25 protein-coding genes are annotated in these 25,781 nt (G+C 39.6%); 13 read left to right on the top strand and 12 right to left on the bottom strand.

Going from position 1 to position 25,781, the window contains the following annotated elements; genetic code table 11:
* The first annotated feature begins 80 nt into the window (after positions 1-80).
* The 9 genes from rsxA (at position 81) to GTH24_RS09030 (ending at position 10,048) form a co-directional block, all read left to right on the top strand.
* A complete protein-coding gene (gene rsxA / locus GTH24_RS09070; RefSeq protein WP_088495675.1) occupies positions 81-662 on the top strand; it encodes an electron transport complex subunit RsxA in 582 nt (193 codons plus the stop codon).
* The gene (gene rsxB, locus GTH24_RS09065; RefSeq protein ID WP_036937055.1) at positions 662-1,288 is read left to right on the top strand and encodes an electron transport complex subunit RsxB; all 627 of its coding nucleotides are present in this window, start codon (positions 662-664) and stop codon (positions 1,286-1,288) included. The genes rsxA and rsxB overlap by 1 nt, the downstream gene beginning before the upstream one ends.
* On the top strand, positions 1,281-4,169 hold the full coding sequence (gene rsxC, locus GTH24_RS09060) for an electron transport complex subunit RsxC (RefSeq protein ID WP_164526291.1): 2,889 nt from the start codon (positions 1,281-1,283) through the stop codon (positions 4,167-4,169). The genes rsxB and rsxC overlap by 8 nt, the downstream gene beginning before the upstream one ends.
* A 6-nt stretch (positions 4,170-4,175) precedes the next feature.
* Complete coding sequence (rsxD, locus tag GTH24_RS09055; RefSeq protein WP_072068017.1) at positions 4,176-5,252, top strand: electron transport complex subunit RsxD; 1,077 nt, start codon at positions 4,176-4,178, stop codon at positions 5,250-5,252.
* Between the two features lie 18 nt (positions 5,253-5,270).
* Positions 5,271-5,897, top strand: a complete 627-nt coding sequence (gene rsxG, locus GTH24_RS09050; protein ID WP_072068016.1) for an electron transport complex subunit RsxG — start codon at positions 5,271-5,273, stop codon at positions 5,895-5,897.
* A gap of 1 nt (position 5,898) precedes the next feature.
* Complete coding sequence (locus GTH24_RS09045; RefSeq protein ID WP_036937069.1) at positions 5,899-6,603, top strand: electron transport complex subunit E; 705 nt, start codon at positions 5,899-5,901, stop codon at positions 6,601-6,603.
* A gap of 12 nt (positions 6,604-6,615) precedes the next feature.
* Entirely contained in the window at positions 6,616-7,254 is a 639-nt protein-coding gene (gene nth, locus GTH24_RS09040; RefSeq protein ID WP_072068015.1) for an endonuclease III, read from the top strand.
* Between the two features lie 113 nt (positions 7,255-7,367).
* The gene (locus tag GTH24_RS09035; protein WP_115349696.1) at positions 7,368-9,314 is read left to right on the top strand and encodes an exoribonuclease II; all 1,947 of its coding nucleotides are present in this window, start codon (positions 7,368-7,370) and stop codon (positions 9,312-9,314) included.
* Between the two features lie 185 nt (positions 9,315-9,499).
* Positions 9,500-10,048: an RNA 2'-phosphotransferase gene (locus GTH24_RS09030; protein ID WP_072068014.1), complete on the top strand. Its 549-nt coding sequence runs from the start codon at positions 9,500-9,502 to the stop codon at positions 10,046-10,048.
* Between the two features lie 72 nt (positions 10,049-10,120).
* Here GTH24_RS09030 and GTH24_RS09025 read toward each other — a convergent pair whose 3' ends face one another.
* The 6 genes from GTH24_RS09025 to pgpB all read right to left on the bottom strand — a co-directional run bounded on the left by GTH24_RS09025 (position 10,121) and on the right by pgpB (position 14,187).
* Positions 10,121-10,531, bottom strand: coding sequence for a hypothetical protein (locus GTH24_RS09025; RefSeq protein ID WP_115349694.1), 411 nt, complete (start codon positions 10,529-10,531; stop codon positions 10,121-10,123).
* Positions 10,532-10,632: 101 nt separating this feature from the next.
* Positions 10,633-10,956: a stress response translation initiation inhibitor YciH gene (gene yciH, locus GTH24_RS09020; RefSeq protein WP_164526290.1), complete on the bottom strand. Its 324-nt coding sequence runs from the start codon at positions 10,954-10,956 to the stop codon at positions 10,633-10,635.
* A gap of 78 nt (positions 10,957-11,034) precedes the next feature.
* Positions 11,035-11,763 carry an orotidine-5'-phosphate decarboxylase gene (pyrF, locus tag GTH24_RS09015; protein WP_072068011.1) on the bottom strand — a complete coding sequence of 243 codons (729 nt, stop codon included), beginning with the start codon at positions 11,761-11,763 and terminating at the stop codon, positions 11,035-11,037.
* Between the two features lie 45 nt (positions 11,764-11,808).
* Positions 11,809-12,978, bottom strand: coding sequence for a lipopolysaccharide assembly protein LapB (gene lapB / locus GTH24_RS09010; protein ID WP_164526289.1), 1,170 nt, complete (start codon positions 12,976-12,978; stop codon positions 11,809-11,811).
* A 12-nt stretch (positions 12,979-12,990) separates the two neighbouring features.
* Entirely contained in the window at positions 12,991-13,308 is a 318-nt protein-coding gene (locus GTH24_RS09005; RefSeq protein WP_072068009.1) for a LapA family protein, read from the bottom strand.
* A gap of 159 nt (positions 13,309-13,467) precedes the next feature.
* Entirely contained in the window at positions 13,468-14,187 is a 720-nt protein-coding gene (pgpB, locus tag GTH24_RS09000; protein ID WP_164526288.1) for a phosphatidylglycerophosphatase B, read from the bottom strand.
* A gap of 265 nt (positions 14,188-14,452) precedes the next feature.
* Between pgpB and ribA the strand changes: the two genes are divergently transcribed.
* Positions 14,453-15,052 carry a GTP cyclohydrolase II gene (gene ribA, locus GTH24_RS08995; protein ID WP_072068007.1) on the top strand — a complete coding sequence of 200 codons (600 nt, stop codon included), beginning with the start codon at positions 14,453-14,455 and terminating at the stop codon, positions 15,050-15,052.
* A 246-nt stretch (positions 15,053-15,298) separates the two neighbouring features.
* The gene (gene nlpA / locus GTH24_RS08990) at positions 15,299-16,114 is read left to right on the top strand and encodes a lipoprotein NlpA (RefSeq protein ID WP_164526287.1); all 816 of its coding nucleotides are present in this window, start codon (positions 15,299-15,301) and stop codon (positions 16,112-16,114) included.
* 110 nt (positions 16,115-16,224) lie between these two features.
* Here the strand turns inward: nlpA and acnA are convergent, their stop codons facing one another.
* Positions 16,225-18,897 (bottom strand): aconitate hydratase AcnA, encoded by a 2,673-nt coding sequence (gene acnA / locus GTH24_RS08985; RefSeq protein ID WP_164526286.1) that lies wholly within the window; start codon positions 18,895-18,897, stop codon positions 16,225-16,227.
* A gap of 393 nt (positions 18,898-19,290) precedes the next feature.
* Between acnA and GTH24_RS08980 the strand changes: the two genes are divergently transcribed.
* The gene (locus GTH24_RS08980; protein ID WP_164526285.1) at positions 19,291-19,521 is read left to right on the top strand and encodes a DNA polymerase III subunit theta; all 231 of its coding nucleotides are present in this window, start codon (positions 19,291-19,293) and stop codon (positions 19,519-19,521) included.
* 96 nt (positions 19,522-19,617) lie between these two features.
* Here GTH24_RS08980 and GTH24_RS08975 read toward each other — a convergent pair whose 3' ends face one another.
* Genes GTH24_RS08975 through GTH24_RS08955 form a run of 5 tightly spaced genes read right to left on the bottom strand, consistent with a single transcriptional unit; the run spans position 19,618 to position 25,079 of the window.
* Entirely contained in the window at positions 19,618-21,231 is a 1,614-nt protein-coding gene (locus GTH24_RS08975; protein ID WP_164526284.1) for a tail fiber domain-containing protein, read from the bottom strand.
* 57 nt (positions 21,232-21,288) lie between these two features.
* On the bottom strand, positions 21,289-23,757 hold the full coding sequence (locus GTH24_RS08970) for a host specificity factor TipJ family phage tail protein (protein WP_164526283.1): 2,469 nt from the start codon (positions 23,755-23,757) through the stop codon (positions 21,289-21,291).
* Entirely contained in the window at positions 23,744-24,136 is a 393-nt protein-coding gene (locus GTH24_RS08965) for an NlpC/P60 family protein (RefSeq protein WP_164526282.1), read from the bottom strand. The genes GTH24_RS08970 and GTH24_RS08965 overlap by 14 nt, the downstream gene beginning before the upstream one ends.
* Positions 24,133-24,603, bottom strand: coding sequence for a DUF1833 family protein (locus tag GTH24_RS08960; protein ID WP_164526281.1), 471 nt, complete (start codon positions 24,601-24,603; stop codon positions 24,133-24,135). Before GTH24_RS08960 ends, GTH24_RS08965 begins: the two co-directional genes overlap by 4 nt.
* Complete coding sequence (locus GTH24_RS08955) at positions 24,603-25,079, bottom strand: hypothetical protein (RefSeq protein WP_164526280.1); 477 nt, start codon at positions 25,077-25,079, stop codon at positions 24,603-24,605. Before GTH24_RS08955 ends, GTH24_RS08960 begins: the two co-directional genes overlap by 1 nt.
* 93 nt (positions 25,080-25,172) lie before the next feature.
* Between GTH24_RS08955 and GTH24_RS08950 the strand changes: the two genes are divergently transcribed.
* Positions 25,173-25,673: a hypothetical protein gene (locus GTH24_RS08950; protein WP_164526279.1), complete on the top strand. Its 501-nt coding sequence runs from the start codon at positions 25,173-25,175 to the stop codon at positions 25,671-25,673.
* Positions 25,674-25,781 lie beyond the last annotated feature (108 nt).

The raw sequence follows: 25,781 nt of genomic DNA, 5'->3' as shown, positions 1-25,781 counted from the left end.
CCTTGATATTATATACGCTTGTTTAGCCTCTTTATTTCAGGAGGCTTTTTGTTTCTCTGTTTAACAATTTTGGCATAACAATGACTGATTACTTGCTTCTATTCGTCGGCACCGTATTGGTGAATAACTTTGTACTCGTCAAATTCCTAGGTTTATGCCCATTTATGGGTGTATCAAAAAAATTAGAAACCGCGATCGGTATGGGATTTGCGACGACCTTTGTTATGACTCTTGCCTCTATTAGTTCATGGCTGATGGATAACTTTATTTTAGTTCCTTTGGACTTACTTTATTTACGCACACTGAGCTTTATTTTAGTTATTGCAGTAGTTGTACAATTCACTGAAATGGTTGTGAGAAAAACAAGCCCGACACTCTATCGTTTGTTGGGGATCTTCTTACCTTTAATTACCACAAACTGTGCTGTCTTAGGCGTTGCGTTATTAAATATCAATCAAGCACACACGTTTATGCAGTCAGCTGTTTATGGTTTTGGTGCAGCAATAGGTTTTTCTCTTGTGATGGTATTATTTGCCGCTATTAGAGAAAGATTAGCAGTGGCAAATGTCCCTGCTCCATTTAAAGGTGCATCAATTGGTTTAATTACCGCAGGTTTAATGTCTCTCGCCTTTATGGGTTTTAGTGGTTTGGTGAAACTGTAATGAATTCTTTATGGATAGCAATTGGCGTGCTTGGTGCGCTAGGTCTTATCTTTGGGCTAATTTTAGGCTATTCCGCGCGTCGCTTTAAAGTGGAGGAAGATCCTATTGTTGAAAAAATAGATGCTATTTTGCCACAAAGTCAATGTGGGCAATGTGGGCATCCTGGTTGTCGCCCTTATGCCGACGCGGTTGCAAACAATGGTGAGATGATTAACCGTTGTGCGCCGGGTGGCGAACAAGTGATGTTAAAAATCGCAGAATTAATGGGTGTTGAACCTCAACCGCTTGATGGTGACGAAGAAGCATTAAATCCCGTTAGAAAAGTCGCCTTAATTGATGAAGATAATTGTATTGGGTGTACTAAGTGTATTCAAGCTTGTCCTGTTGATGCCATTGTAGGTGCAACGCGCGCAATGCATACAGTTATTGAAGACTTATGTACTGGATGTGACTTATGCGTTCCACCTTGTCCTACTGACTGCATTACCTTAGTACCAGTCAAAGTAACAACCTCAAATTGGAAATGGGATTTAAATACTATCCCTGTTAAGAATATTCCAGCAGAGCCTGAAGAAACACCTGAAGATGAACCGTCATTAAAGACGGAGGATAATGCTCATGTTTAATCTCTTTTCGTTATTTAAAAAAGATAAAATCTGGGATTTTAAAGGCGGTATTCATCCTCCTGAAATGAAATTACAGTCAAGTCGCACACCAATGCGTATAGCACAATTGCCTGATGAAGTGATTGTCCCAATTCATCAACACTTAGGTGTACCAGGCCAACTTTGTGTTAGCGTGGGTGAACATGTTTTAAAAGGCCAACCTTTGACTAAAGGTGTTGGCAGAACACTCCCTGTTCATGCGTCTATCTCTGGTATTGTCACTGCTATAGAGCCTTTTCCAAGCGCTCACCCTTCAGGGTTACCTGAAATTGCCGTAAGAATTCAATCTGACGGTAAAGATGAATGGCGTGAACAGTTCCCTCTTACTGATTACCAATCACAAAGCAAAGAGACTTTACTCGCTCGTATCCATGAAGCGGGTATTGCTGGATTAGGGGGCGCTGGATTCCCAACAGCTTCAAAATTAAAAGGCGGTGGTGATTTAGTTAACACACTGATTGTCAATGCAGCAGAATGTGAACCTTATATCACGGCGGATGATCGCTTAATGCAAGAGCATGCTGATGAAGTGATTGCTGGTTGTCAGGTATTAATTCACCTTCTCTGTCCTGATGAAGTGTTAATTGGTATTGAAGATAACAAACCTGAAGCTATTGAAGCATTGAAACTAGCATTAAATGCCGTACCTGATGAGAAACGAATTTTTATTCGTGTCATTCCCACAAAATATCCCTCTGGCGGTGCTAAACAACTGACCAAAATATTAACAGGTAAAGAAGTGCCATCAGGTGGTCGTTCATCTGATATTGGTGTTTTGATGCAAAACGTCGGTACTGTTGTTGCCATCAAACGTGCCATTATTGATGATGAGCCTTTAATTGAACGTGTTGTCACGGTCACTGGCAATGGAGCCAAAACACCCGGTAACTTCTGGGTGCGTTTAGGCACCCCTATTTATTCATTGTTGAAACAAGCTGGTTTTGTTGCAGGCTCTGAACAAATGGTGATTATGGGGGGCCCATTAATGGGCTTTACCTTACCTGACTTAAATGCCCCAGTAGTCAAGATAACTAACTGCCTACTAATCCCTTCTGTTGAAGAAATGGATACAGATAACCTTGAAGAGGCATGTATCCGCTGTGGTCATTGTGTAGATGCCTGCCCTAGTGGTTTATTACCTCAACAACTTTACTGGTTTAGTAAAGGTAAAGAGCATGAGAAGGCACAACAACATAATTTATTTGATTGTATTGAATGTGGTGCTTGTGCATTTGTTTGCCCAAGTAATATTCCGCTAGTTCAATACTATCGCCAAGAAAAGGCTGAAATACGTGAAATTGATGCAGAAGTCAAACGTGCCGCTGAAGCTAAAGCGCGTTTTGAAGCAAAAAAATTACGTATGGAGCGTGAGAAACTTGAACGTGAAGCAAGGCATCAACGTGCTGCAGTTAAACTTGATGATAATGAACATAATGAAGTTCAATCTGCGCTCTCTCGTGTAAAAGAAAAACAGAATATCGGTAAAATTATTTCTGTGAAAGCAGGTGAAGAGCCAGATAACGCAGCCGCTATCGCCGCACGTAGAAAACGAAAAGAAGAAGTCAGAGCAAAACAAGCAGCTAAATTAGCACAGCAAAAAGCATTAGAAACCTCAAATGATAATATAGTAAGTGACAACGAAGACGCTGATCCACGCAAAGCTGCTGTCGCGGCGGCATTGGCTCGTGTAAAAGCCAAAAAAGCACAGCAAGCCTCTCAAGCAACAACAACGGTTGAAAGCGCTGAAGCCGAAGAAGTCGATCCGCGCAAAGCTGCTGTTGCCGCGGCATTGGCTCGTGTAAAAGCCAAAAAAGCACAGCAAGCCTCTCAAGCAACAACAACGGTTGAATCCTCTGTTGAAAGCGCTGAAGCCGAAGAAGTCGATCCGCGCAAAGCTGCTGTTGCCGCGGCATTAGCTCGTGTAAAAGCCAAAAAAGCACAGCAAGCTTCTCAAGCAACAACAACGGTTGAAGCCTCTGTTGAAAGCGCTGAAGCCGAAGAAGTCGATCCGCGCAAAGCTGCTGTCGCGGCGGCTATTGCCAGAGTAAAAGCGAAAAAAGAAGCTCAACAAACTCAAGCAGAAACAACAGTTGAAGCCTCTGTTGAAAGCGCTGAAGCCGAAGAAGCCGATCCGCGCAAAGCTGCTGTTGCGGCGGCATTGGCTCGTGTAAAAGCCAAAAAAGCACAGCAAGCTTCTCAAGCAACAACAACGGTTGAATCCTCTGTTGAAAGCGCTGAAGCCGAAGAAGTCGATCCGCGCAAAGCTGCTGTCGCGGCGGCTATTGCCAGAGTAAAAGCCAAAAAAGAAGCTCAACAAACTCAAGCAGAAACAACAGTTGAAGCCTCTGTTGAAAGCGCTGAAGCCGAAGAAGTCGATCCGCGCAAAGCCGCTGTCGCGGCGGCTATTGCCAGAGTAAAAGCGAAAAAAGAAGCTCAACAAACTCAAGCAGAAACAACAGTTGAAGCCTCTGTTGAAAGCGCTGAAGCCGAAGAAGTCGATCCGCGCAAAGCCGCTGTCGCGGCGGCTATTGCCAGAGTAAAAGCGAAAAAAGAAGCTCAACAAACTCAAGCAGAAACAACAGTTGAAGCCTCTGTTGAAAGCGCTGAAGCCGAAGAAGTCGATCCGCGCAAAGCCGCTGTCGCGGCGGCTATTGCCAGAGTAAAAGCGAAAAAAGAAGCTCAACAAACTCAAGCAGAAACAACAGTTGAAGCCTCTGTTGAAAGCGCTGAAGCCGAAGAAGTCGATCCGCGCAAAGCTGCTGTCGCGGCGGCTATTGCCAGAGTAAAAGCGAAAAAAGAAGCCGAACAACGTCGAGCTAAAGAAGAAGTTACCTTGGACTAATCACAGATGAAATTTAGACCGATACAAAATAACAACAGTAAATTAAAAATTGCGAGTTCCCCTTTTACGCATAATCAGCAATCCACCAGCCAAGTTATGCTATGGGTAACATTAGCGGCACTACCGGGGATCATCAGTCAGATCTATTTTTTTGGTTTAGGCACTATTTACCAAATTATATTAGCCATTATCGTTGCGCTTGTGGCTGAAACTGTGTGCGTAAAACTCAAAAAAGAAGATCCATTACTTTACCTTAAAGATAACTCCGCACTGCTTACTGGTGTATTACTAGCAATTAGTATTCCGCCTTTGGCACCATGGTGGATCATTGTCTTAGGTACCTTTGTTGCTGTCGTTATCGCAAAACATATTTATGGTGGTTTAGGGCAAAATCCATTTAACCCCGCAATGGTAGGTTATGTGGTTTTACTAATTTCATTCCCAGTACAAATGACATCGTGGATGCCTCCTGTTGAACTACAAGCTGTCTCTTACAATGTCATGGATAGTTTAAGTATCTTCTTTACAGGTCATACATCATCAGGTTTAACACTTGAAGATTTAAGACGCTCTGTTGATGGCATTACACAAGCTACACCTCTTGATAGTTTTAAAACTGGATTACTAACTCATTCTATTGATGAAGTGTTAGCAACACCTATTTTACAAGGTGAATTTGCCGGTATTGGATGGCAATGGGTGAATGTAGCTTATTTAGTTGGTGGATTAGTTCTGCTCTATAAACGCATTATTAGCTGGCATATCCCTGTTGCAATGATCTCAATGTTAGCCTTATGTTCTGTTATTAGTTGGGGTATCGATCCTACTCGTTACTCACAACCCTTATTACAAATTTTCTCAGGGGCAACAATGTTAGGAGCTTTCTTTATAGCGACAGATCCTGTAAGTGCCTCTACAACCCCTAAAGGCCGTTTAATTTATGCAGGCATGATAGGCTTATTAGTATGGATTATCCGTGTTTATGGTGGATATCCAGACGCTGTTGCTTTCTCAGTATTGCTTGCCAATATCGCCGTACCTTTAATCGATAGCTATACACGCCCTCGTGTTTATGGGCATTAATGTGCCAAGGAGAAAATGATGATCGAGATCTTAAAACGTCATGGGCTAACATTAGCTGTCTTTGCGGCTTGTACAACAGGTTTAACCGCTGTGGTATACCACTTAACCGCAGACACCATTGCAGAGCAAGTGGCTATAGAAAAACAAAGATTGTTGGATCAGGTGATCCCTCAAACAATGTATGACAATGAACTTTCTAAAGATTGTTATCTACTTACGGCACCTGAATTGGGGAATTCAAAACCTCATAAACTTTATGTAGCGCGTTTTGAAGGTAAACCCGTTGCAGCAGCCTTAGAATCTACCGCACCAGATGGCTATTCAGGTGCAATTGAACTTCTTGTTGGTGCTGACTTTAAAGGTAACGTATTAGGTGTTCGTGTAACTGCACATAACGAAACTCCTGGTCTGGGTGATAAAATTGAAACACGCATCTCCGATTGGATCACAACACTGAGCCATAAATTCATTTCCAGTGAAAACGATCCACATTGGGCAGTAAAAAAAGATGGTGGCGATTTTGATCAATTTACAGGTGCGACGATCACCCCCCGTGCTGTCGTTAACTCATCAAAACGCACAGCATGGCTAATACAATCATTACCAGAGAAGTTAGAAACTCTCTCTGTCTGTGAGGCGAATTAATATGAACTCCATTAAAACGCTCTTTGCTCAAGGGTTATGGACAAACAACTCAGCTCTAGTGCAATTACTTGGTCTATGCCCTTTACTTGCGGTTTCTTCTACAGCAACTAATGCGCTAGGCTTAGGACTTGCGACAACATTAGTGCTATTTTGCACCAATGTGGCGGTTTCAAGTTTACGTCGTTGGGTTCCTTCTGAAATTCGTATCCCAATTTATGTTATGATAATCGCGTCTGTCGTCAGTGCTGTGCAATTACTGATTAACGCATACGCCTATGGTTTATACCAATCGTTGGGGATCTTTATTCCATTAATAGTCACCAACTGTATTGTTATTGGCCGTGCTGAAGCCTTCGCTGCTAAAAATGAAGTCTTTCCTTCTGCCATTGATGGGTTAGCAATGGGATTAGGGGCAACAGCCGCACTCTTTGTGTTAGGCGCGATCCGTGAAATTTTAGGTAACGGAACATTATTTGACGGTGCAGATTTACTGTTAGGTGAATGGGCTCAAGTATTAAGAATCGAAATAGTTCATTTAGATTCACCCTTCTTACTTGCCATTTTACCACCAGGTGCTTTTATCGGTTTAGGCTTTATGTTAGCGGGAAAATACCTTATCGATGAAAGACAGAAAAAGCGCAGCGCTTCGACAATGAAAACTTATGAAAAAGAGCAAGGCTGTGGTAGTCATATCGTTAAAAATTAATTTGTGAGCATAATGAATCAAGCAAAACGTATTGAAATTCTAACTCGGTTGCGTGATAACAATCCGCAACCTACGACAGAGCTAAAATTTGACTCTCCGTTTGAACTATTGATCTCCGTGTTACTCTCTGCACAAGCGACCGATGTGAGTGTCAATAAGGCAACCGCTAAGCTTTATCCAGTTGCCAACACACCACAAGCTATCCTGAATTTAGGGGTGGATGGACTTAAGAAATACATTAAAACCATTGGCCTTTATAATACCAAAGCTGAAAATGTGATTAAGACCTGTCAAATTTTGGTGGATAAACATCACAGTGAGGTTCCTGAAAACAGAGAAGCCCTTGAAGCTTTGCCAGGCGTTGGTCGCAAAACTGCAAATGTTGTTTTAAATACCGCATTTGGCTGGCCAACAATTGCTGTCGATACACATATCTTTAGAGTGAGTAATCGTACAGGCTTTGCCCCCGGCAAGAATGTCAATGAAGTTGAGCTAAAACTCTTAAAGGTTGTTCCGGCAGAATTTAAAGTTGATTGCCATCACTGGCTTATTCTTCATGGTCGTTATACCTGTATTGCACGAAAACCACGGTGTGGCTCTTGTATTATTGAAGATCTGTGTGAATTTAAAGAAAAAACAGATCCTGAATAAAAATTTGCCGATTTGTCTGTTTTTCTGATGCAATATTACTTGCGTCGCTACGCACAATCGAATAAAACTATTGCCCACTTTTATTATTAAAACTGCCGACTTTCCGGAAAAATATGTTTCAAGACAATCCGCTGCTTGCACAGCTAAAACAGCAACTCCATGCCCAAACACCGCGCGTGGAAGGCCTTGTAAAGGGAACAGATAAAGGCTTTGGCTTCCTTGAAGTTGATGGTCAGAAAAGCTATTTTATTCCCCCTCCGCAAATGAAAAAAGTGATGCACGGCGACCGTGTTATTGCTGCTGTTCATACCAATAACGACAAAGAATCAGTTGAACCTGAAGAATTAGTTGAACCCTTTTTAACTCGTTTTGTCGGCCGTATTCAGAGAAAAGAAGGTGATAACCGTCTGTGGATAATACCAGACCATCCTCTACTAAAAGATGCTATTCCTTGCCGACCAGCTCAAAGCTTAACCCATAGTTTTGTCGATCAAGATTGGGCTGTTGCGGTCATGCGTCGTCATCCACTGAATAAAGGTGATAAAGGTTTTCAGGCAGAAATTACCGACTATATTACAGATAAAGACGATCACTTCGCCCCTTGGTGGGTAACCTTAATGCGCCATCAACTTGAGCGCGATGCACCAGAAATGGGCAACGAAGCACTTACATTACATGATGCGTTACCTCGTGAAGATCTGACTTCTCTCTCCTTTGTCACTATTGATAGTGCATCAACAGAAGACATGGATGACGCACTCTTTATTCGTAAAGAAGATAATGGTCAATTAACGCTCTTTATCGCCATTGCTGATCCTACGGCTTATATTCTGCCAAATAGTGAATTAGATAAAATTGCGGCACAACGCGCACTAACTAACTATCTACCGGGCTTTAATATCCCAATGTTGCCTCGTGAGCTATCTGATAACATCTGCTCATTACGCCCTAATGAAAAACGCCCAGCACTAGTTTGCCAAGTCAGCATTGCACAAGATGGTGCATTACATGAAGATATTCACTTCTATTCAGCATGGGTAGAATCAAAAGCTAAACTGGTTTATGACCATATTTCAAATTGGTTAGAAGGCGGTAACAGCGATTGGAAACCAGAGAATGACATCGTTCATGAACAAGTAATGTTATTAAAAGAGATGTGTGAAAAACGTCATGAATGGCGTGAAAAACATGCACTGGTCTTTAAAGAACGCCCTGATTACCGCTTTATTCTTGATGAAGGCGGTAATGTATTAGATATCGTGGCTGAAAATCGTCGTATTGCAAATCGTATTGTCGAAGAAGCCATGATCACAGCCAATATCTGCGCAGCTAAAGTACTAGCGAAAAACTTAGGCTTTGGTGTTTATAACGTTCACACTGGTTTTGATCCACTTTATATCGATCAAGTTGTACAAACTTTAAAAGATAATGGCATTGAAACCACTTCTGAAAGTTTGTTAACCCTTGAGGGTTTCTGCCAATTACGCCGTGAACTCGATAACCAACCGAATCAATTTCTTGATAGTCGTATTCGTCGTTATCAAAACTTTGCTGAAATCAAATCAGAGCCAGGTCCACACTTTGGTTTAGGGCTAGAAGCATATGCAACATGGACATCGCCGATCCGTAAATACAGTGATATTTTAAACCATCGTTTACTGAAAGCGATTATCAGTAAAGAACCTGCTGAAAAACCTCAGGAAGAAGATGGTATTCGCATTGCAGAACGTCGTCGTGCTAATCGTATGGCTGAAAGAGATGTAGGTGATTGGTTATATGCGCGTTTCTTAAAACCTTTTGCGGGTACTGAAACGTCATTTAACGCTGAAATTATCGATATTACGCGTGGTGGTATTCGTGTTCGGTTAGTTGAAAATGGCGCAGTAGCCTTTATTCCAGCTCCTTTCTTACATGCTGTACGTGATGAAATTCAATGCAGTCAAGAAACGGGTACAGTGATTGTGAAAGGTGAAAGTGCTTATAAACTCAATGATATCATTCCTGTTCGCATCGAAGATGTAAAACTTGAAACACGTAATATTGTTGCTCGCCCTATCTAATTAGTCTGTAGTCGGTATACAATAAAACTGATGGTTCATTTTGAGCCATCAGTTTTTTTATACCTCTTATCTTTGCTAGAAATAACACTAGAAATTTAAAGGGAATAAAAAGGAATATTTTTATGGTATTAAGGAAATAAAATACTCACACCATAAATTTAGTAAATCACAAATGGATTGAATTAATGAAAGATAAAGTACAAATTAGCCGTTTTTTAAGCTATATATTGCGACACGCTCCTGAAAGTATCGGTTTATCACTTGATGATCAAGGATGGGGTGAAATATCACAATTGATCTTGTTAGCGCAGAAAAAAGGCACACCACTAACCATTGAAATTATTAACGATGTGGTTAAAACGAATGATAAAAAACGTTTCGCTATTTCAGAAGATGGGCTTTTTATTCGTGCCGTTCAAGGACACTCTCTTAAGACTACCGTTGATTACCAAGCTATTACTCCTCCTAAAATACTTTATCACGGCACAGCAACTCGCTTTATCGACAGTATTTTTAATCAAGGTTTAATACCTAATGGTCGCCAATATGTTCATTTATCACAAGATCACAAAACTGCCGTGAATGTCGGCAATCGTCATGGAAAAGCTGTTGTTTTAATTGTTGATAGTGAAAAAATGTTTAGTGACGGTTTTGAATTTTATCAGGCTGATAATGGTGTATGGTTAACACTTTCCGTGCCTGTGAAATATCTAAAAATCGAAGAGAAAGAATAAAATGAAATATAAACAATTAGGTGACATTGTCACCTATAATCTTGCTTATGCTGTTCTCTATTTGACTAATACTTAATCAGGATGACCAGTAATGGTTATTTTAGTACCCTTCTGATCTTCTTCTAACAACATTTCGGTAAAACCACCTGCAAACTGCTGTTCTATTATTAATTTTTTCGGGTTTTCCCAATTATAGTCAACAGAGACTGCATCATTTGTGTACTCTTTTTGGGCGTTGTTATTCACTTTAATGACTTTTTCAAGATAAGCTTCATCGTGTTCATCCACATATTTTTTATACGCATCAGTGATTGAAAGCCCCGCATAAATACAGTTGGTTATTGCCCCATGCTCGTAGACTTCATCCATTGTCTGCTCTGGTGAAGAACAATATTTATCATGAACAATCACTTTATCCATTTTACTTTCTGCCAAAAGCACAGAAGAATACAGCAATGTTACGATCATCAAATACGCTTTCATAAAATACCTTTAAAAAGACAGCTATTAATGACAATAAAAAATGCGCTAATCTCAACAGAAAATCAGCGCATCATTATTCATTTCGTTGCTAGCTAACTAAATCAGCCACCAGCCAGTTTAACTTTCATTCCTTTGGCTTCTAATAGCGATTTAATTAAATCACGTTTATCACCTTGGATCTCAATTAAACCGTCTTTTACACTACCACCACAGCCACATTTTTTCTTCAGTTCAGCAGCAAGCTTGGCCAGCTCAGCATCATCCAGATCGATACCTGAAACAACACAAACACCTTTACCTTTGCACCCACTAGTTTGACGCTGAATACGCACAATACCATCACCGACAGGACGTACAGGCTTTTGTTCTTCTTCTTTAATGCGACCCGCATCTGTGGAATAAACCAAACGAGAGTTATTATCCATGTTAATTACATACCTTGTATATATTCGTCATACTTTTAAGATCCAGTGCATTGCCAACTTAGCTAAACCTTGAATTATTTAGAGTATAGAACGATTAATTTGTTGTAATGTTTCAAGAGGATTATCACTACGTGTAATAGGACGTCCAATCACCATATAATCAACGCCTGCAGCAATGGCTTGTTCTGGTGTCATTACTCGACGCTGATCACCGACATCACTCCCTGCTGGGCGAATACCTGGTGTCACTAATAAGAAATCATCACCACAAACTTGTTTAAAACGTGTAGCTTCATGTGCAGAGCAAACAACACCATCAAGACCACAAGATTTTGTCAGCAATGCCAAGCGCTCCGCTTGTTCTGCTGGTGTTAATGTTATACCCAATTCAATCAGATCAGATTTATCCATACTTGTTAACACCGTTACGGCTGTTAAAAGTGGTGCATCTTTGCCATAGGATGTAAGGCTCTCTTTAGCTGCACGCATCATGCGACTGCCACCACAGGCATGTACGTTCACCATCCATACGCCTAAATCAGCTGCGGCTGCAACGGCTCTTGCAACTGTATTTGGAATATCGTGAAATTTTAGATCCAAGAAAATATCAAAACCGTCTTTTTGTAACTGTGTGACAAATTGAGGTCCAAAACGGGTAAACATCTCTTTACCTATTTTTAAACGGCAAGATGAGGGATCGATACGTTGTGCAAAATCTAATGCACTTTTTTGATCTTCATAGTCTAATGCCACAATAACGGGCGCGCAGGTGAACTCGGGCGATTTTTTATCACAATGAAATGACATTTTAGGGCCTTTATTTATAAAGAGACTATTAAAAAAGTGACATCGTCACTGACCATCTAAACCGCGAATAGGTTTAACGGTATCCCATGAACGACAGGATGGACAATGCCAATATAATGCATGAGAGGTAAAACCACATTTATGACAACGATAATCTGGTTTGGTACGAATTTGTTCACCAACCATATAACGCAATAAGATAAGACTTTCTTTAGCACGACCTTCTTCTGCTTCAGCTAAATGGTAACGCATTAAGCGATAGAAAAGTCGCATTGTAGGATGGCGTTCTAATTGTCGATTAATATAAAGCTGAGCGGCTTCAATACCTTCTTTGGCTTCAATAATATCCGCAAGGTAAAGTTCAGCAATTGCACCGCTATTACTATCAACACATTGGCGTAAATACGCCTCCCAACGAGAATTATCTTCTTGTGTCTGGAAACATTCAAAAAGCATAGGTAGTGTTTCACTCACCATTTCTTTATCTTGCTCGATAACTTTCATCAGCACTTCAATGGCTTTTGGTTTCTCATCACGAGCAATATAAATACGTCCATACATAATTGAAACACGAGCACAGAGAGGATTTGCTTGGCCTGCTTTTTGTAGAAAATTAAGTGCACTATCAAGATTATCACTACTCATTTCTTGAAGTGCCAATTCACAGTAAAAATGTGATATTTGTTCTTTTAATTCATGCTGACCTAATTTTACTAATTTTTCAGCTGTTTCGATGGCTTTGCTCCAATCGCTAGTTAACTGGTAAATAGCCAGCAAAGATTGTAACGCACTTTGGCGAAACTCTTGCTCATCAATAAGTTGCTGGAACATATTTTCAGCTCGATCGTAAACACCCGCAGCAACATAGTCACGGCCAAGTTGTTGAACAGCAAGGAGGTGTTGCTCAAAAGAAAGCGCCGCACTTTCCATTAAGGATTGGTGAATACGAATTGCGCGTTCAACTTCACCACGAGAGCGGAAAAGATTGCCTAACGTAAGATGTGCTTCAAAAGCAGAACTATCTTCTTTAAGCATTTCAAGGAAGAGATCAACTGCTTTATCTTGTTGATCTGAAAGTAAGAAGTTAACACCTGCCACGTATTCTCGTGACAGGCGATCGGCATTCTGCTGTTTATCCTGTTGGGCGCCACGACGCCCCATATACCAGCCGTAAGCTGCCGCGACAGGTAGTAACAGAAACAGCAATTCTAGCATCAGCTATCGTCCTTATTTCGTAGCAGAAGCAACCGTTGGGCGACTTTCTTGGCTTTCTTGTTTGGTTTGAGCACTTTCAAGACGTTTAATCTTACGTTTTGCTCGGCCTAATGATAAACGGGCGCGCAAATAGAAAACACCACTTACAATCCAACCAAGAATAAAGCCTACACCAAACAGTGTGGCTAACAAGGTAGAAATACGATATTCACCTTGAGCAATAAGGTAATTGAATGTGACTACCTGATCGTTATTTGAGCCTAAAGTCATGGCAATGACCACGATGGCAAAAACAAGAATAACCAAAATAAAAAGTAGGACTTTTTTCACATTATTTCCTTTTTTATTCTCTTTTCTTTAGTGGACAGATAAAGGTAGCATTTTCACTGCGCACAAAGAAAGTCATTTCTTAGAATCAACTGATTTTCGTATATTTTTTCACATAAATACTGAAAAAGACATTCTGTATCTCAAAAATAAGGGCTATCGTCAGGATTTGAGTAATAAACGTCGCTCAATCACCTTAAATGCACACCAAACCAGCACAGTACTAATAAGAATACCTACAATCACATCGGATGCCCAGTGCATTCCCAACACAATACGCCCTACAGTGACATCGATTCCCCATAATAACCCGAGTGTTGCCAAAAAATAATGACGGCACAACATAAAAAGGACAAAAACAAACAAGGCGAGTGTTGCTGCAAATAAGCTATGCCCTGATGGAAAAGCATAACCGGTTTCCGCTTTCCAATGTTTAAGTTGCCATCCTGGGATCACAGGAGAATTTGCCAATCCATTTTGGAGCAATTGTTCCCGCTCTGATCTGGAAACTTGATAAAACTCCTCTGATGTAATGTGTAAATTGCTACTGACCCAAATAACATAAGGACGAGGTTCTTTGACTGTATTTTTAACTGCAACCTTAATTAATTGTCCAACGGCTAAGGTCGCAATAATTATCACGGCTAATTGAATAAAGTTATTACGTTTTAATTTTAAAGCCATAAACAGTAATACTAAAAACACAATAACACTAATGGCTCCCCAAGGTTTAGCTGCACTGTCTGCTATCCACAATGTGCTTATTCCCCCTAAAGGATGGTCAGTCGGTTGCCATTGCCAACCCAGCATTAACACTACACTAGGTATGCTCAAGAGCAATATACTGCCTAATAAAATTAATATTGTTATCTTCTTATTCAAATATCTACCCTTCTCAAATACAAATACTGTCTTTCGTTTATCTTTGAAGTTTATCAGTATAAACGATGCTCGTTTAGCAATAAATCATTATGCACTAAGGCTCAAAATCTGATAATTTGTGGTGGTGTGAATTTATAAGTGTGTGTTAACCCATTTCCTTGCCTATCAGACATGGAAACATTTCAGTGTTTTATTTCTCTTTGTTCTCGTTATAAAGTGTATAATCTTGAACGAGAGTTTCACCTGAAATTATGAGTCAAAAATAATGAAATTAAGACGTATCGCAGAAGCAAAACTACCTACTCCTTTTGGTGAGTTTTTAATGGTCGGTTTTGAAGAAATCGCAACAGGTAAAGATCACGTCGCCCTAGTCTATGGCGATATCTCAGGCTCAGAACCTGTATTATCTCGTATTCATTCAGAATGCTTAACGGGTGATGCCTTATTTAGTTTGCGTTGTGATTGTGGCTTCCAACTTGAAGCTGCACTTTCACAAATAAGCAAAGCAGGCCGTGGTGTCTTACTTTATCATCGCCAAGAAGGCCGGAATATTGGTTTACTGAATAAAATAAGAGCTTACGCATTACAAGATAAAGGGTTAGATACCGTTGAAGCAAACCTGGAATTAGGTTTTAAAGCTGACGAACGCGATTTTACCCTTTGTGCTGACATGTATAATCTGTTAGGTGTTCATGAAGTGCGGTTATTAACCAATAATCCGAAAAAAATTGAAATCATGAAAACCGCAGGCATTAATGTTATCGAGCGAGTTCCTTTGATTGTCGGGCGTAATCCAAGTAATGCTCATTATCTTGATACTAAAGCCGATAAAATGGGCCATCTTTTATTTAAGAAAGCGCAATAATAAAGTAACAGCACAGCATTAACCATTTTCAAATCCGAGTCTAAATTGCTCGGATTTTCTATTTATTCCTTTTATTCTATTACTTTATAAATTAATTCTTTATTTATTTTTCTTTTCTTGCATCTGATTTTACGTCTTTTTTATCATTAAATTATATCATGTGAAAATTTATCATATGCGATTTCATTGACTCTTTATCGGTTCCTAAGTTATTTATTAATAAATAAATTTTGATAGGAATGCATTATGCCATTACATTTTTCCGGTAGGATTTTCGGCGCGCTATTATTAGTAGGAACATTATTAACAGGTTGTGATAATAGCGATAAAAACAGCTATTCAATCAAAGTTGGTGTGATCAATGGCGCTGAACAAGATGTAGCTGAAATTGCCAAAAAAGTAGCTAAAGAAAAATATGGCTTAGAGGTTGAATTAGTAGGTTTTAGTGGCTCATTATTGCCAAATGATCCCACAGCAAATAAAGAATTAGATGCTAATGTTTTTCAACATCGTCCTTTTCTTGCTCAAGATAATCAATCTCGTGGTTATAATTTAGTGGCTGTGGGCAATACCTTTGTTTTCCCTATGGCTGGCTATTCAACAAAAATTAAACACCCTTCTGAGTTAAAGTCTGGTGACACCATTGCAGTTCCTAACGATCCAACCAATTTGGGCCGAGCTTTACTGTTATTAGATAAAGAAAAACTCATCACATTAAAGCCAAATAGTGGCTTATTACCTACTGCTATTGATATTATTGATAATCCTCTTAAATTAAAAATTATGGAGCTAGAAGGCGCACAATTACCACGAGTGTTAAACGATCCTAAAGTCACCGTTGCCATTATTAGCACCACCTACATCCAACAAATTAATTTATCTCCGACAAAAGACAGTATTTTTATTGAAGATAAAAACTCACCTTACACCAATATTATTGTGGCAAGAGAAGATAATAAAGACGCTGATAATGTACGTGATTTTATCAAAGCTTATCAATCTCCCGAAGTTGCAACAGCCGCCGAAACCATTTTTAATGGTGGCGCAGTTCAAGGTTGGTAAAAATTTATTAGCTTTTTTATGACAGACTCCACTTAAACTACCTAAACAAACGCCTCATTAAACTTTTATAATAATGAGGCGTTTGTTTTTAGATTAAACCGTAAAACTAATTACAGCATATTACGAATAACATAATGTAATATGCCTCCGTGTTGGAAATAAGCGAGTTCGGTTTGTGTATCAATACGGCAACGCGCCATAATAGTTTCAGTGCGATTATCCGCAAAAGTAATATTAACCGCGACATCTTGGCCTGGTGTTAATGCATTAAGTCCGGTGATCTCAATTTTCTCATCACCTTTTAAGCCTAATGTTTGACGTGTAACACCTGCGGGGAATTCTAACGGTAAAACGCCCATACCAATCAAGTTAGAACGATGAATACGCTCAAAAGAGCCCGCAATCACGACACGAACACCTAATAAACGCGTTCCTTTTGCTGCCCAGTCACGGCTAGAGCCTGAACCATACTCACTCCCTGCAATGATCGCCAGTGGGGTGTTTTCTTGCTGATAACGCATTGCAGCATCATAAATTGCTAACGTTTCCCCTGTTGGGATATGTTTGGTAAAACCACCTTCAATTCCCGGAACCATTTCGTTACGAATACGAATATTGGCAAAGGTGCCTCGCATCATAACTTCATGGTTACCACGTCGAGAGCCGTAGGAGTTAAAGTCTTTCGGTTCTACCCCATGTTCACGCAAATAACGCCCAGCGGGACTATCGGCTTTAATGTTTCCAGCAGGTGAAATATGGTCCGTTGTTACCGAATCACCTAAAATTGCCAAGATACTGGCTTGATGAATATCATTAATTGGTGCTGGCGTTTTCGTCATTCCTTTAAAGAAAGGTGGATGGCGAATATAAGTAGAATCTGCCTGCCAAGTATAAACTGGCGTATTTTGTGTTTTCAGTGATTTCCACGTTTCATCTCCCTCAAACACCGCAGAGTACTCTTTATGGAACATTTCCGTTTTCACTTTTTCAACAGCATCCGCAATAGCCTTACTGTCAGGCCAAATATCTTTTAAGTAAACAGGGTTACCCTGCTTATCTTTACCTAAAGGCTCTTTAGTAAGATCGATACTCATATTTCCTGACAATGCATAAGCAACCACTAGCGGAGGCGAAGCTAACCAGTTGGTTTTCACTAATGGATGAATACGACCTTCAAAGTTACGATTACCTGATAATACCGCTGCAATAGTTAAATCATTGTCTTTAATTGCGTTTTCAATTGGTGCTAATAAAGGCCCTGAATTACCAATACAAGTAGTGCAACCGTAACCTACAAGATTAAAACCTAACTCATCAAGATAAGGCGTTAATCCCGCTAAATTAAGGTAATCTGTGACGACTTTAGAGCCGGGTGCTAAAGAGGATTTAACCCAAGGCTTACGTTGCAATCCTTTTTCTACTGCATTTTTAGCCAGTAATCCCGCAGCCATTAAGACATTTGGATTTGAAGTATTTGTACAGGATGTGATTGCGGCAATAACGACAGCGCCATCAGTGAGTTTAAATTCAGGATAACTATCAATTTTTACTTCAGGAAAGTGTGAAAGTGGTTTCTTGTTTGTTTCAAGCTCTACTGCCGCTTTAAATGCATTAGGAACACTTGCTAAATTTACTCTATCTTGAGGACGTTTAGGTCCGGCTAAGCTTGCTTCAACGGTTCCCATATCAAGAGATAATGTAGAGGTGAAGATAGGCTCATCACCTGCATGACGCCATAAACCTTGCTCTTTACTATAAACTTCAACTAAAGCAATTTCTTGCTCTTCTCGCCCAGTTAAACGCAAATAATCAAGTGTAATATTGTCTATTGGGAAAAAGCCACATGTTGCTCCGTATTCTGGCGACATATTAGCTATCGTTGCCCGATCAGCTAAAGGTAATGAGGCTAAACCATCTCCGTAAAACTCAACAAATTTTCCTACTACACCGTGTGCTCGTAACATTTGGGTGACAGTAAGCACAAGATCTGTTGCTGTAATACCTTCTCGCAGTTTGCCTGTCAGTTTAAAACCAACAACATCAGGAATAAGCATTGAAATAGGCTGACCTAACATTGCTGCTTCGGCTTCAATACCTCCAACCCCCCAACCTAAAACACCGAGGCCATTAATCATGGTTGTGTGAGAATCTGTTCCTACTAAGGTATCTGGATAAGCTACATAGCGACCATCTTTTTCTTCAGACCAGATAGCTTTACCTAAATACTCAAGGTTTACCTGATGGCAAATCCCTGTTCCTGGTGGCACAACACGAAAACGTTCAAACGATTGCTGCCCCCAACGCAAAAAAAGGTAACGCTCATAATTGCGTTCCATTTCTATTTCAACGTTTTCAGCAAATGCATTTTTACTTGCGTATTCATCAACCATCACAGAGTGATCGATAACTAAATCAACGGGCGACAATGGATTAACCTTTTCCACCTGTCCGCCTAATGATTTTACTGCTTCTCGCATTGCGGCTAAGTCAACAACAGCAGGTACACCTGTAAAATCCTGCATTAAAACCCTTGCTGGTCGATAAGCTATTTCACGAGATGCATGAGCTGTTTTTTGCCAATCAACTAACGCCTTAATATCATCTTCAACAACCGTATCATTATCGAGATAACGTACTAAATTTTCTAACAGTACCTTCAGAGATTTAGGAAGACGGGTAATATCACCTAATTGACGAGCAACTTCAGTAAGGCGGTAATACTCATATTCACGTGATCCAACTAAGAGCGTGGAATGGCTCTCTTTTTTCAAGTGTAACGACATAGCTCCTCCTTCTTATTTTTATACTGACAGCATGTTTAAACCATCAAAATAGGTAAGGTTATCTATTAAACATATCATATAACTTATAATTTGGCTTAAGGATCACACAATTTGTTAACGTAATGTTATGGCCGTCATAGTGTTAATAAATTTTAGTCTCAAGGTTTTCATCTAATTAGGATTTAATATCGGATGATGTGAAAGTATTGATTAACGCTATTTAGCCTACAAAGCCACTATCCATGCCAGCCAGCAAATTTTGGCTTTGCAGAATTTAATCATTTTTACCATCATTTCACATATATTGTGTCACAATCTCGACACAGTATGTCACACCTCCTCATTTTTAATTCCACACCCTGCTATACTCTCCAAAAACTAACCGGATCCATTATGAACCTCGCAAACCTAACTCAAGAAGAAAAAGACAAAGTCAATGTCGATTTAGCCGCAAGTGGTGTCGCATATAAAGAACGGCTCAATATGCCAGTTGTTGCATCCGAAGTTGAACGACAACAACCAGCACATTTGCGTGAGTACTTTAATGAACGATTAGCGTTTTATCGTGAGAGAAGCAAGAAGTTACCTGATGGGAACTCGGTGCAGTATTTGAAGACAGAGTGATTCTAAGATATATGGATAAATGATAATATTTATAGATTGAGATTTAATTAGCAAATGTAGCGCTTAATTACTTATAAAATTCATCGTCAATTATTTTTAAATAATTGTAGATATCATGAACATAGATAATTCATCGTATCTAACACCATACACGTCATTGTCATATGAAATAATACCATAATCATTAGCATCCAGCCCCTCTGATAAAAATGCAGCAATGACATCTTGAGCAATTACACCAACATGTTGTTTATTTGTTTTGTCTGACTTTAATTTGTATATGCAAATAAGGTCTCTCAATTTATGTGAAACTCTTTTTTCAGTATTTGATATTGACCGTATTTCTTCTTTTAATCTTTTATCCGATGTGCTTATAGCTCCAGTGCTAGAGTATATTGTTGACCACCTTCTATTCGAAAGCCCTAGTGGCTGAGAGCCATCAACGCCTGGAGAGAACGCGTTATTCGCTGATGATTCATGAAATACTCCAACAATGTTTCCATTTGATAAAATAGTGACTCTGCTATTTCCTCTGGAAGAAATAAACCCTCCATTCGCATTATCAGTTCCAATAGATAGAACAACTTCGCTGTCATATCCTTTTATATTCAATGCAGATGGTGACTGTATATTAAATGGGTCAATACCAAACCCAGCGACCCCTGACTGATAAAAAACTCCTAACTTTGATGAATTAAAACTGTATCCAGAGGTGTCCTGTAATGATGAATATGATATGGCTCTGCTGTTAGTTGACTTACCGTTTTTTACAAGTACGCCAACATTTGCATCGGTGCAAATCCTTGGATCTATGTCTATAGCAATATTATTATTAACAACAGATGTGGTGGTATTAACTCCCCTTATCATCAATCCGGTTCTGTTTTTTATAGTCCCTCTACCTGTTGATGAAGGCCACATTATCATTCCCCATGACTGATCTAATACTCCATCCCCCTCGTATTTAATCCTATCTTGAAATGCAGCTAAATGATCTTGCGTATGACTCCCCCTTAGAATGGTTGTTACATCAACTGCACCATACGTACCTGCATCGCTCGGTGTATCAATAATGGTTTTATCTGACACTGCGTGACAATCAGTTAAATTATTGGATATTTTGCGACTTATTGTTACAGCATCTCTTTTTGATGTGGGAGAGGGCCAGTCATTACCAACATTACCGAATGGGTGATCACCAACGACAACCTGACCATATTTTGATAATGATGAAACTCCCTTTGCTGAAATATGGCCAGTGAAATCATCACCAGTTATTTTAGCAGCTCCATTGACTAGATTTACACCACCATTAACTGATAAATCGTGCCTTAGTGATGCATCACCAACACCAAGCCATTTGCCAGCGCCGATACCGCCAGAACTATCAGGGGTTGAGTCAACAGGAACAACCTTTGGTAGCTTCCCATCCCAACGGTAGTATTCACCTGTGGCTTCATCGCGTAAAACTTGATTTGGCAGTGTTATTTCCGCGCCTTTTTGGAACGAGTCTAAGGTAATGTATCCGAATTGAGATATCGCTTGCTGAGCAATCCATCGCAACCCTTCGATTGTAAAATGCTCTTGCCCAAATCTATCGATATACTTATTTTTCATTGACGTAACAAATTCGTCAATTTTACCTGAGTTATATTTCAGGTCGCTCGGTGCTTCACTTGGAACTGGATTTTGTGTTGGAATTGTAGACATAATTTTTCCCAATAAAAAAGCCAGCACTTAGGCTGGCTATGGTTGAAATGAATTTAATTAAACGTTGTAATCTTTCTTTGCAGAAAAATACTCACTTGCTGTAATGCTATAAGTTCCATCTGCATTAGGCTTTTTGTCGCTTACAATCCATCTCATTGAGTCCATTTCAACGATATTGGATATAACGTAACGTGACGGAGATTGAACATTCATACCGTCATAGATATTTAGCTGTATATCAGGTATATCAGCGATAAATCCGTAAGCTGTATCGCTTCTTGGTGTAGCTTTAAATCTTTCTGTCGTATTACCTAGGTGATCAGTGATACAAACAAACATTTCACCATCAAAGACAACTTTTTCATTTGTTGAAAATTGATTTCCGATCCTCTCAACTATATAACCAGCCTGTTGATTCTTATCGTATGTGTCAGCAACAATAATTAAGTCTCCTGGATAAACATAATCGCCATCTGCGAGAGTTTGCACACTAATACTCATGCGCTGATGTATTAGCCTATCCATTTCTAATAACGCTCTATCTATCGCTTGATACTCATCACGACAACCGTGAATGGTTATTTTGTTAGGGTTTTTAGCTGGCTTTTTAACTATCTCATTATTTTCAATGCGATATTTAAGGTAGGTCTTTTTGTTTGTTTTAGGGTTTACATATTCGATTTCAACACCATCATTACCACTCGGCATTGTCATATCATAAGACAGCGAGAATCCATTTCCTGTCGTGTTAGCTCTGTTAAATGTACCAGATGGATATTTCTTTTCCTCCTCACGAGTAAATGTAAGCACGCCGTTATCCCAAAATGAAATAACACGAGCAACGTTGCATATTGTTTCTATACGCTGACCCAGCGATACATCTTCATCATCAAACGTGTAATCAAAATATCCTAAGCGCTTATCTGGAAGTGATTCATAGATTGAATACAAACCATATAAATCTATGGTGCTTTCTGGCTGTCCTGCGGTAACTAGCCAAGTGTGAGCGATCGCATCAGTAAATGATCGTGACGGTCTTAATGTATAATCAACGCTACGGCTATTCATGTCGTAACTAATAACATGACGTGTAGCCAGTGCGTTGTATTTACGCTCTCTTGTTCCCGTTGGTGCCTCAGTTGCCCTCACTGTTACCTTAACAAGTGTATCTTCTTCATGTACTTCGTTAATTCTCTCTCTAACAATAAAGACTTCCTCTAGCTTAAGAATGCTGTGATCATTACTGTTTTCTAATCGAGTTAATTGAAGCGCATACCTTCCATATCCAGCCAACGGCTTGAACTTTTCCGTAAGATAGTATGTTTTTGTTTTTGGTGCAGATGGAAATCCTCTATCAAACGCCTCCCTTGTTCCTGATATCTCATTGTTATTATCATCAATCTTCCAGAATTCAATTCTTGCGCTAGCCCAATCGCCATCACCAAGCTGAGCATTTAAATGTACCCATAACTCACCACCATCAAGCGGAGAAAAGAAAGGCCCTACTGTCAGGAATTGGTTGTCATAAAGAACAAACTTTGATGTGTTAACAATTGCATTAGGCGGTAGAGTTGCCAAATCACCACCGGTTAAATTAGTGAAAAAGAATTCATAGTAATATTTTGGTGAGATAATGGCGCCATCATCACTTTCTTTCGCATCTGATAGATAGGCATCAACCTTAATATCCTTTGTAACCGAACCCTGCGGAGTATCATAAGTCACATTAACAACAAGACTGACAGATCTAGGCTTTACGATATCCATAAAATATCGAAACTCATCTTGTTTCTCTATCTTTATGGCAGCTTCACCACCTTTAATTTCACCAGAAATAACATTGTTAGCAGTAGCCTCATATTGTGGAATTTCGTCACTTTCATTCGGCCCCGGTATTTCTTGTCCGTCAACATCAGGGAACTCAAACCCCTCGAATATCTGTGGAATTACTTCACCCGGTTGGAATATCTGATAACTAGCACCATCAAGGGCAATTAGTTCAGACTCTGAATATTTCACATTCTCAATCGTGTAGTAACCGATGCCGAAGTTCATCCACTCGGTAACCATCTTTTTATTGTCGATGTATTCAAACATTGATTGCTGAATAAGATCGGGGAAAGCTCTAACTTGTCCGTGAATTTCAGGTCTAGCCTGATATGTTCTCGCTATGTTGGTTTGGCCTGTTAATCGGTTATTAGGGCTTTCCTTTGCATTTACATCCGCCGCGCTAAATGATGGTGCCTTAGGCGCTAAGAATGAAAATATCTTGGAAACAAACTTAAATACTGGATTAAGAATGTCGCCAATAATCCCTTTAGGTTGGTCGAATATTTGAATGTGATGAAATTCACTAATAATAAAGTCAAGGCGATCATCGTCGTTAAGCTTTACGCCGTTAACATAGATATCAACGTCATGATGAAAGTTTTGCTCTTTTAACCAATCAAAAAAAAGAGAGCCGGCTTTTATCTCGACTCTCTCTTTCGGCACTCCAGCGATACGCTGAATTTCAATTATTGGCATATTTCATAAACTCCAACTTAGTGAACTTTCTCTCAAGAACAATCAACCTATCCATTCTCACAGAACCATTTTCACCTCGACTATGTAATGCGTTACCATCAATAATCAAACCAATGTGAGCAGGCTTTGATCCTATATAGCCTATAAATATTCCGTTATTTTCTGGTTGATTTACTTTCTCCCAAAACTCAACTTCATTTTTATAGCAAGTCACAAAATCAGTTTCCGACTCATAGCCTGCGTCATGGTGGATCTCAATACCTAGCACATGACGATAATAGAGAACGACGAGCCCCCAACAATCCATAGCGTCAAATGTGCAAGACCGGTTTTTCCATGGTTTACCGATAACCTTATTGATGAAATCCTGAGTTGTCATACAGCCTCCAATCCCGGCCATTCTTGTGGCTCATAAATACGTCCAATGTTTTTATTTAATGGATTACTCATAGATAGCGTGACAGTGACACTTTCATGATCCATCGACACATCTTTCACAAATAATTTCCATCGAGTAATTGCTGTGCCTTTGTCTTTCTCGTCAAATAAGCGATAGGTAGCCTCTATGGGTGTCATTCTATTGAATGATTTCCATAGTTTAAGTTTCTGTTTAAAGTCTTGTGCGACACGGCTAAATTTAACACTAGCGTCGATGATGGGCGTTCTGCTTTGCTGACTGTCAGATAGTTCGAAATTACAAGGCTGATATTCAACCCCACCTAGAATCTTTGGGAATACTTGATAAGAAACAAGATAGATGTCGCCAAATGACGGATGACTAAATTGCAGTGTCTCATAAAGTATTCTGTTTGGCCTTTGTGCTCGATACTCTCTTAGTGTAGGCATTACAACTCCTTATACTTAGGTAGAGTCTCAGTGACGATAATATCAAGCCAGCTTCCAAATGATGGCGGGAACTCAACAATAATATCGTCGAATTCATCATCTGAATTATAAAGTTTCTTACTAATGACTTGACCAGTCCATGTTACAGAAGATCCATTAATACTGGTTTGCACTGGATAGGAAACAAAATGCAATTCCTGTTCCTGCAATCCGCTACCACCAAGATTAATTTTCATCTTGAACCAGCGATTGCAATTATCAAGATAGTTAGGACTTCGCAACCATTGGGCAAACGCACGCTCCTGTTGAAGTGTAAATATCCAATTCACACTCCATACAGTTTTTAAGTCATCAGTGAGCTTCTGAAATATAGGTGCGCCTACCTGTGGTTGATCTGTCAAGAAACCAGTATCTAGCGTCATGCTTTTATCGGCTTTCTGCGCCAGAGGAAGCCAGTCTGGATAATCTATTATCATTTACTTTTACCTTATAGCTGATCTTTTATCAGGTATTAACTTCCTTACATTCATATATTCTTATTATCCTAAAATTTAATTTAAGGATAATTTATGCAAAAGTTTAATCGTGAATTACAGAATCACATTCTTACCGTCTGCATTGCTTCATACCCACATCACACATCATGGAATCAGTATGACCCAGAATCATTTCCAGGATTAATGGATGACCATATACTTGCTGCCAATATTTATTACCTTAGTGAACGAGGTTTAATTTCCGTCTCTCCGCGGCGCACAGATGATCCATACTCTCTTTTTGAAAATATTAGGGCTACTGCTGACGGTATAGATTTTATGATGGGTGATGAAGGGTTAAAGTCTGTGCTGGACATCAGAACAATTAAAATTCACTCTGATACAATGACTCAACTTATTCACATTATTTCTTCTTCAAATATTCCTGAAGAAGAGAAGCGTGGTATTTTATCAAAACTCCAAGAGCTTCCTGCAAGTGCCATAACACATTTGACGAATGAATTAACGGTGAAGGCTGCTCTTGCTCTGCCGGGCGCACTTCAACTAATTCAAAAGTATTTGCAGAATTTTTAGCTGAGGCGGCTTTACTAAATCTCCCCCACCCGACGTGGCGACCAAGATATATCCAAAAATCTTGCTCAGTCTCCACGTCCATAAAAAAACCGTTTTGGTGGAACACCG

The organism is Proteus vulgaris (genome assembly GCF_011045815.1).
Lineage (GTDB): Bacteria > Pseudomonadota > Gammaproteobacteria > Enterobacterales > Enterobacteriaceae > Proteus > Proteus vulgaris_B.
This window is presented reverse-complemented; position numbering and strand designations above follow the sequence as displayed.

What these genes read in the sequence shown, in the direction of transcription:
- rsxA (WP_088495675.1), top strand. Translation starts at nt 81, where the DNA reads ATGACTGATTACTTGCTTCTATTCGTCGGCACCGTATTGGTGAATAAC.
- GTH24_RS08980 (WP_164526285.1), top strand. Translation starts at nt 19,291, where the DNA reads ATGAACCTCGCAAACCTAACTCAAGAAGAAAAAGACAAAGTCAATGTC.
- rsxD (WP_072068017.1), top strand. Translation starts at nt 4,176, where the DNA reads ATGAAATTTAGACCGATACAAAATAACAACAGTAAATTAAAAATTGCG.
- GTH24_RS09035 (WP_115349696.1), top strand. Translation starts at nt 7,368, where the DNA reads ATGTTTCAAGACAATCCGCTGCTTGCACAGCTAAAACAGCAACTCCAT.
- GTH24_RS08970 (WP_164526283.1), bottom strand. Translation starts at nt 23,757, where the DNA reads ATGCCAATAATTGAAATTCAGCGTATCGCTGGAGTGCCGAAAGAGAGA.
- GTH24_RS08955 (WP_164526280.1), bottom strand. Translation starts at nt 25,079, where the DNA reads ATGATAATAGATTATCCAGACTGGCTTCCTCTGGCGCAGAAAGCCGAT.
- nth (WP_072068015.1), top strand. Translation starts at nt 6,616, where the DNA reads ATGAATCAAGCAAAACGTATTGAAATTCTAACTCGGTTGCGTGATAAC.
- pyrF (WP_072068011.1), bottom strand. Translation starts at nt 11,763, where the DNA reads ATGTCATTTCATTGTGATAAAAAATCGCCCGAGTTCACCTGCGCGCCC.
- yciH (WP_164526290.1), bottom strand. Translation starts at nt 10,956, where the DNA reads ATGGATAATAACTCTCGTTTGGTTTATTCCACAGATGCGGGTCGCATT.
- GTH24_RS09030 (WP_072068014.1), top strand. Translation starts at nt 9,500, where the DNA reads ATGAAAGATAAAGTACAAATTAGCCGTTTTTTAAGCTATATATTGCGA.
- rsxC (WP_164526291.1), top strand. Translation starts at nt 1,281, where the DNA reads ATGTTTAATCTCTTTTCGTTATTTAAAAAAGATAAAATCTGGGATTTT.
- lapB (WP_164526289.1), bottom strand. Translation starts at nt 12,978, where the DNA reads ATGCTAGAATTGCTGTTTCTGTTACTACCTGTCGCGGCAGCTTACGGC.
- rsxB (WP_036937055.1), top strand. Translation starts at nt 662, where the DNA reads ATGAATTCTTTATGGATAGCAATTGGCGTGCTTGGTGCGCTAGGTCTT.
- ribA (WP_072068007.1), top strand. Translation starts at nt 14,453, where the DNA reads ATGAAATTAAGACGTATCGCAGAAGCAAAACTACCTACTCCTTTTGGT.
- GTH24_RS08960 (WP_164526281.1), bottom strand. Translation starts at nt 24,603, where the DNA reads ATGCCTACACTAAGAGAGTATCGAGCACAAAGGCCAAACAGAATACTT.
- GTH24_RS08975 (WP_164526284.1), bottom strand. Translation starts at nt 21,231, where the DNA reads ATGTCTACAATTCCAACACAAAATCCAGTTCCAAGTGAAGCACCGAGC.
- GTH24_RS09045 (WP_036937069.1), top strand. Translation starts at nt 5,899, where the DNA reads ATGAACTCCATTAAAACGCTCTTTGCTCAAGGGTTATGGACAAACAAC.
- GTH24_RS08965 (WP_164526282.1), bottom strand. Translation starts at nt 24,136, where the DNA reads ATGACAACTCAGGATTTCATCAATAAGGTTATCGGTAAACCATGGAAA.
- nlpA (WP_164526287.1), top strand. Translation starts at nt 15,299, where the DNA reads ATGCCATTACATTTTTCCGGTAGGATTTTCGGCGCGCTATTATTAGTA.
- GTH24_RS08950 (WP_164526279.1), top strand. Translation starts at nt 25,173, where the DNA reads ATGCAAAAGTTTAATCGTGAATTACAGAATCACATTCTTACCGTCTGC.
- acnA (WP_164526286.1), bottom strand. Translation starts at nt 18,897, where the DNA reads ATGTCGTTACACTTGAAAAAAGAGAGCCATTCCACGCTCTTAGTTGGA.
- GTH24_RS09025 (WP_115349694.1), bottom strand. Translation starts at nt 10,531, where the DNA reads ATGAAAGCGTATTTGATGATCGTAACATTGCTGTATTCTTCTGTGCTT.
- rsxG (WP_072068016.1), top strand. Translation starts at nt 5,271, where the DNA reads ATGATCGAGATCTTAAAACGTCATGGGCTAACATTAGCTGTCTTTGCG.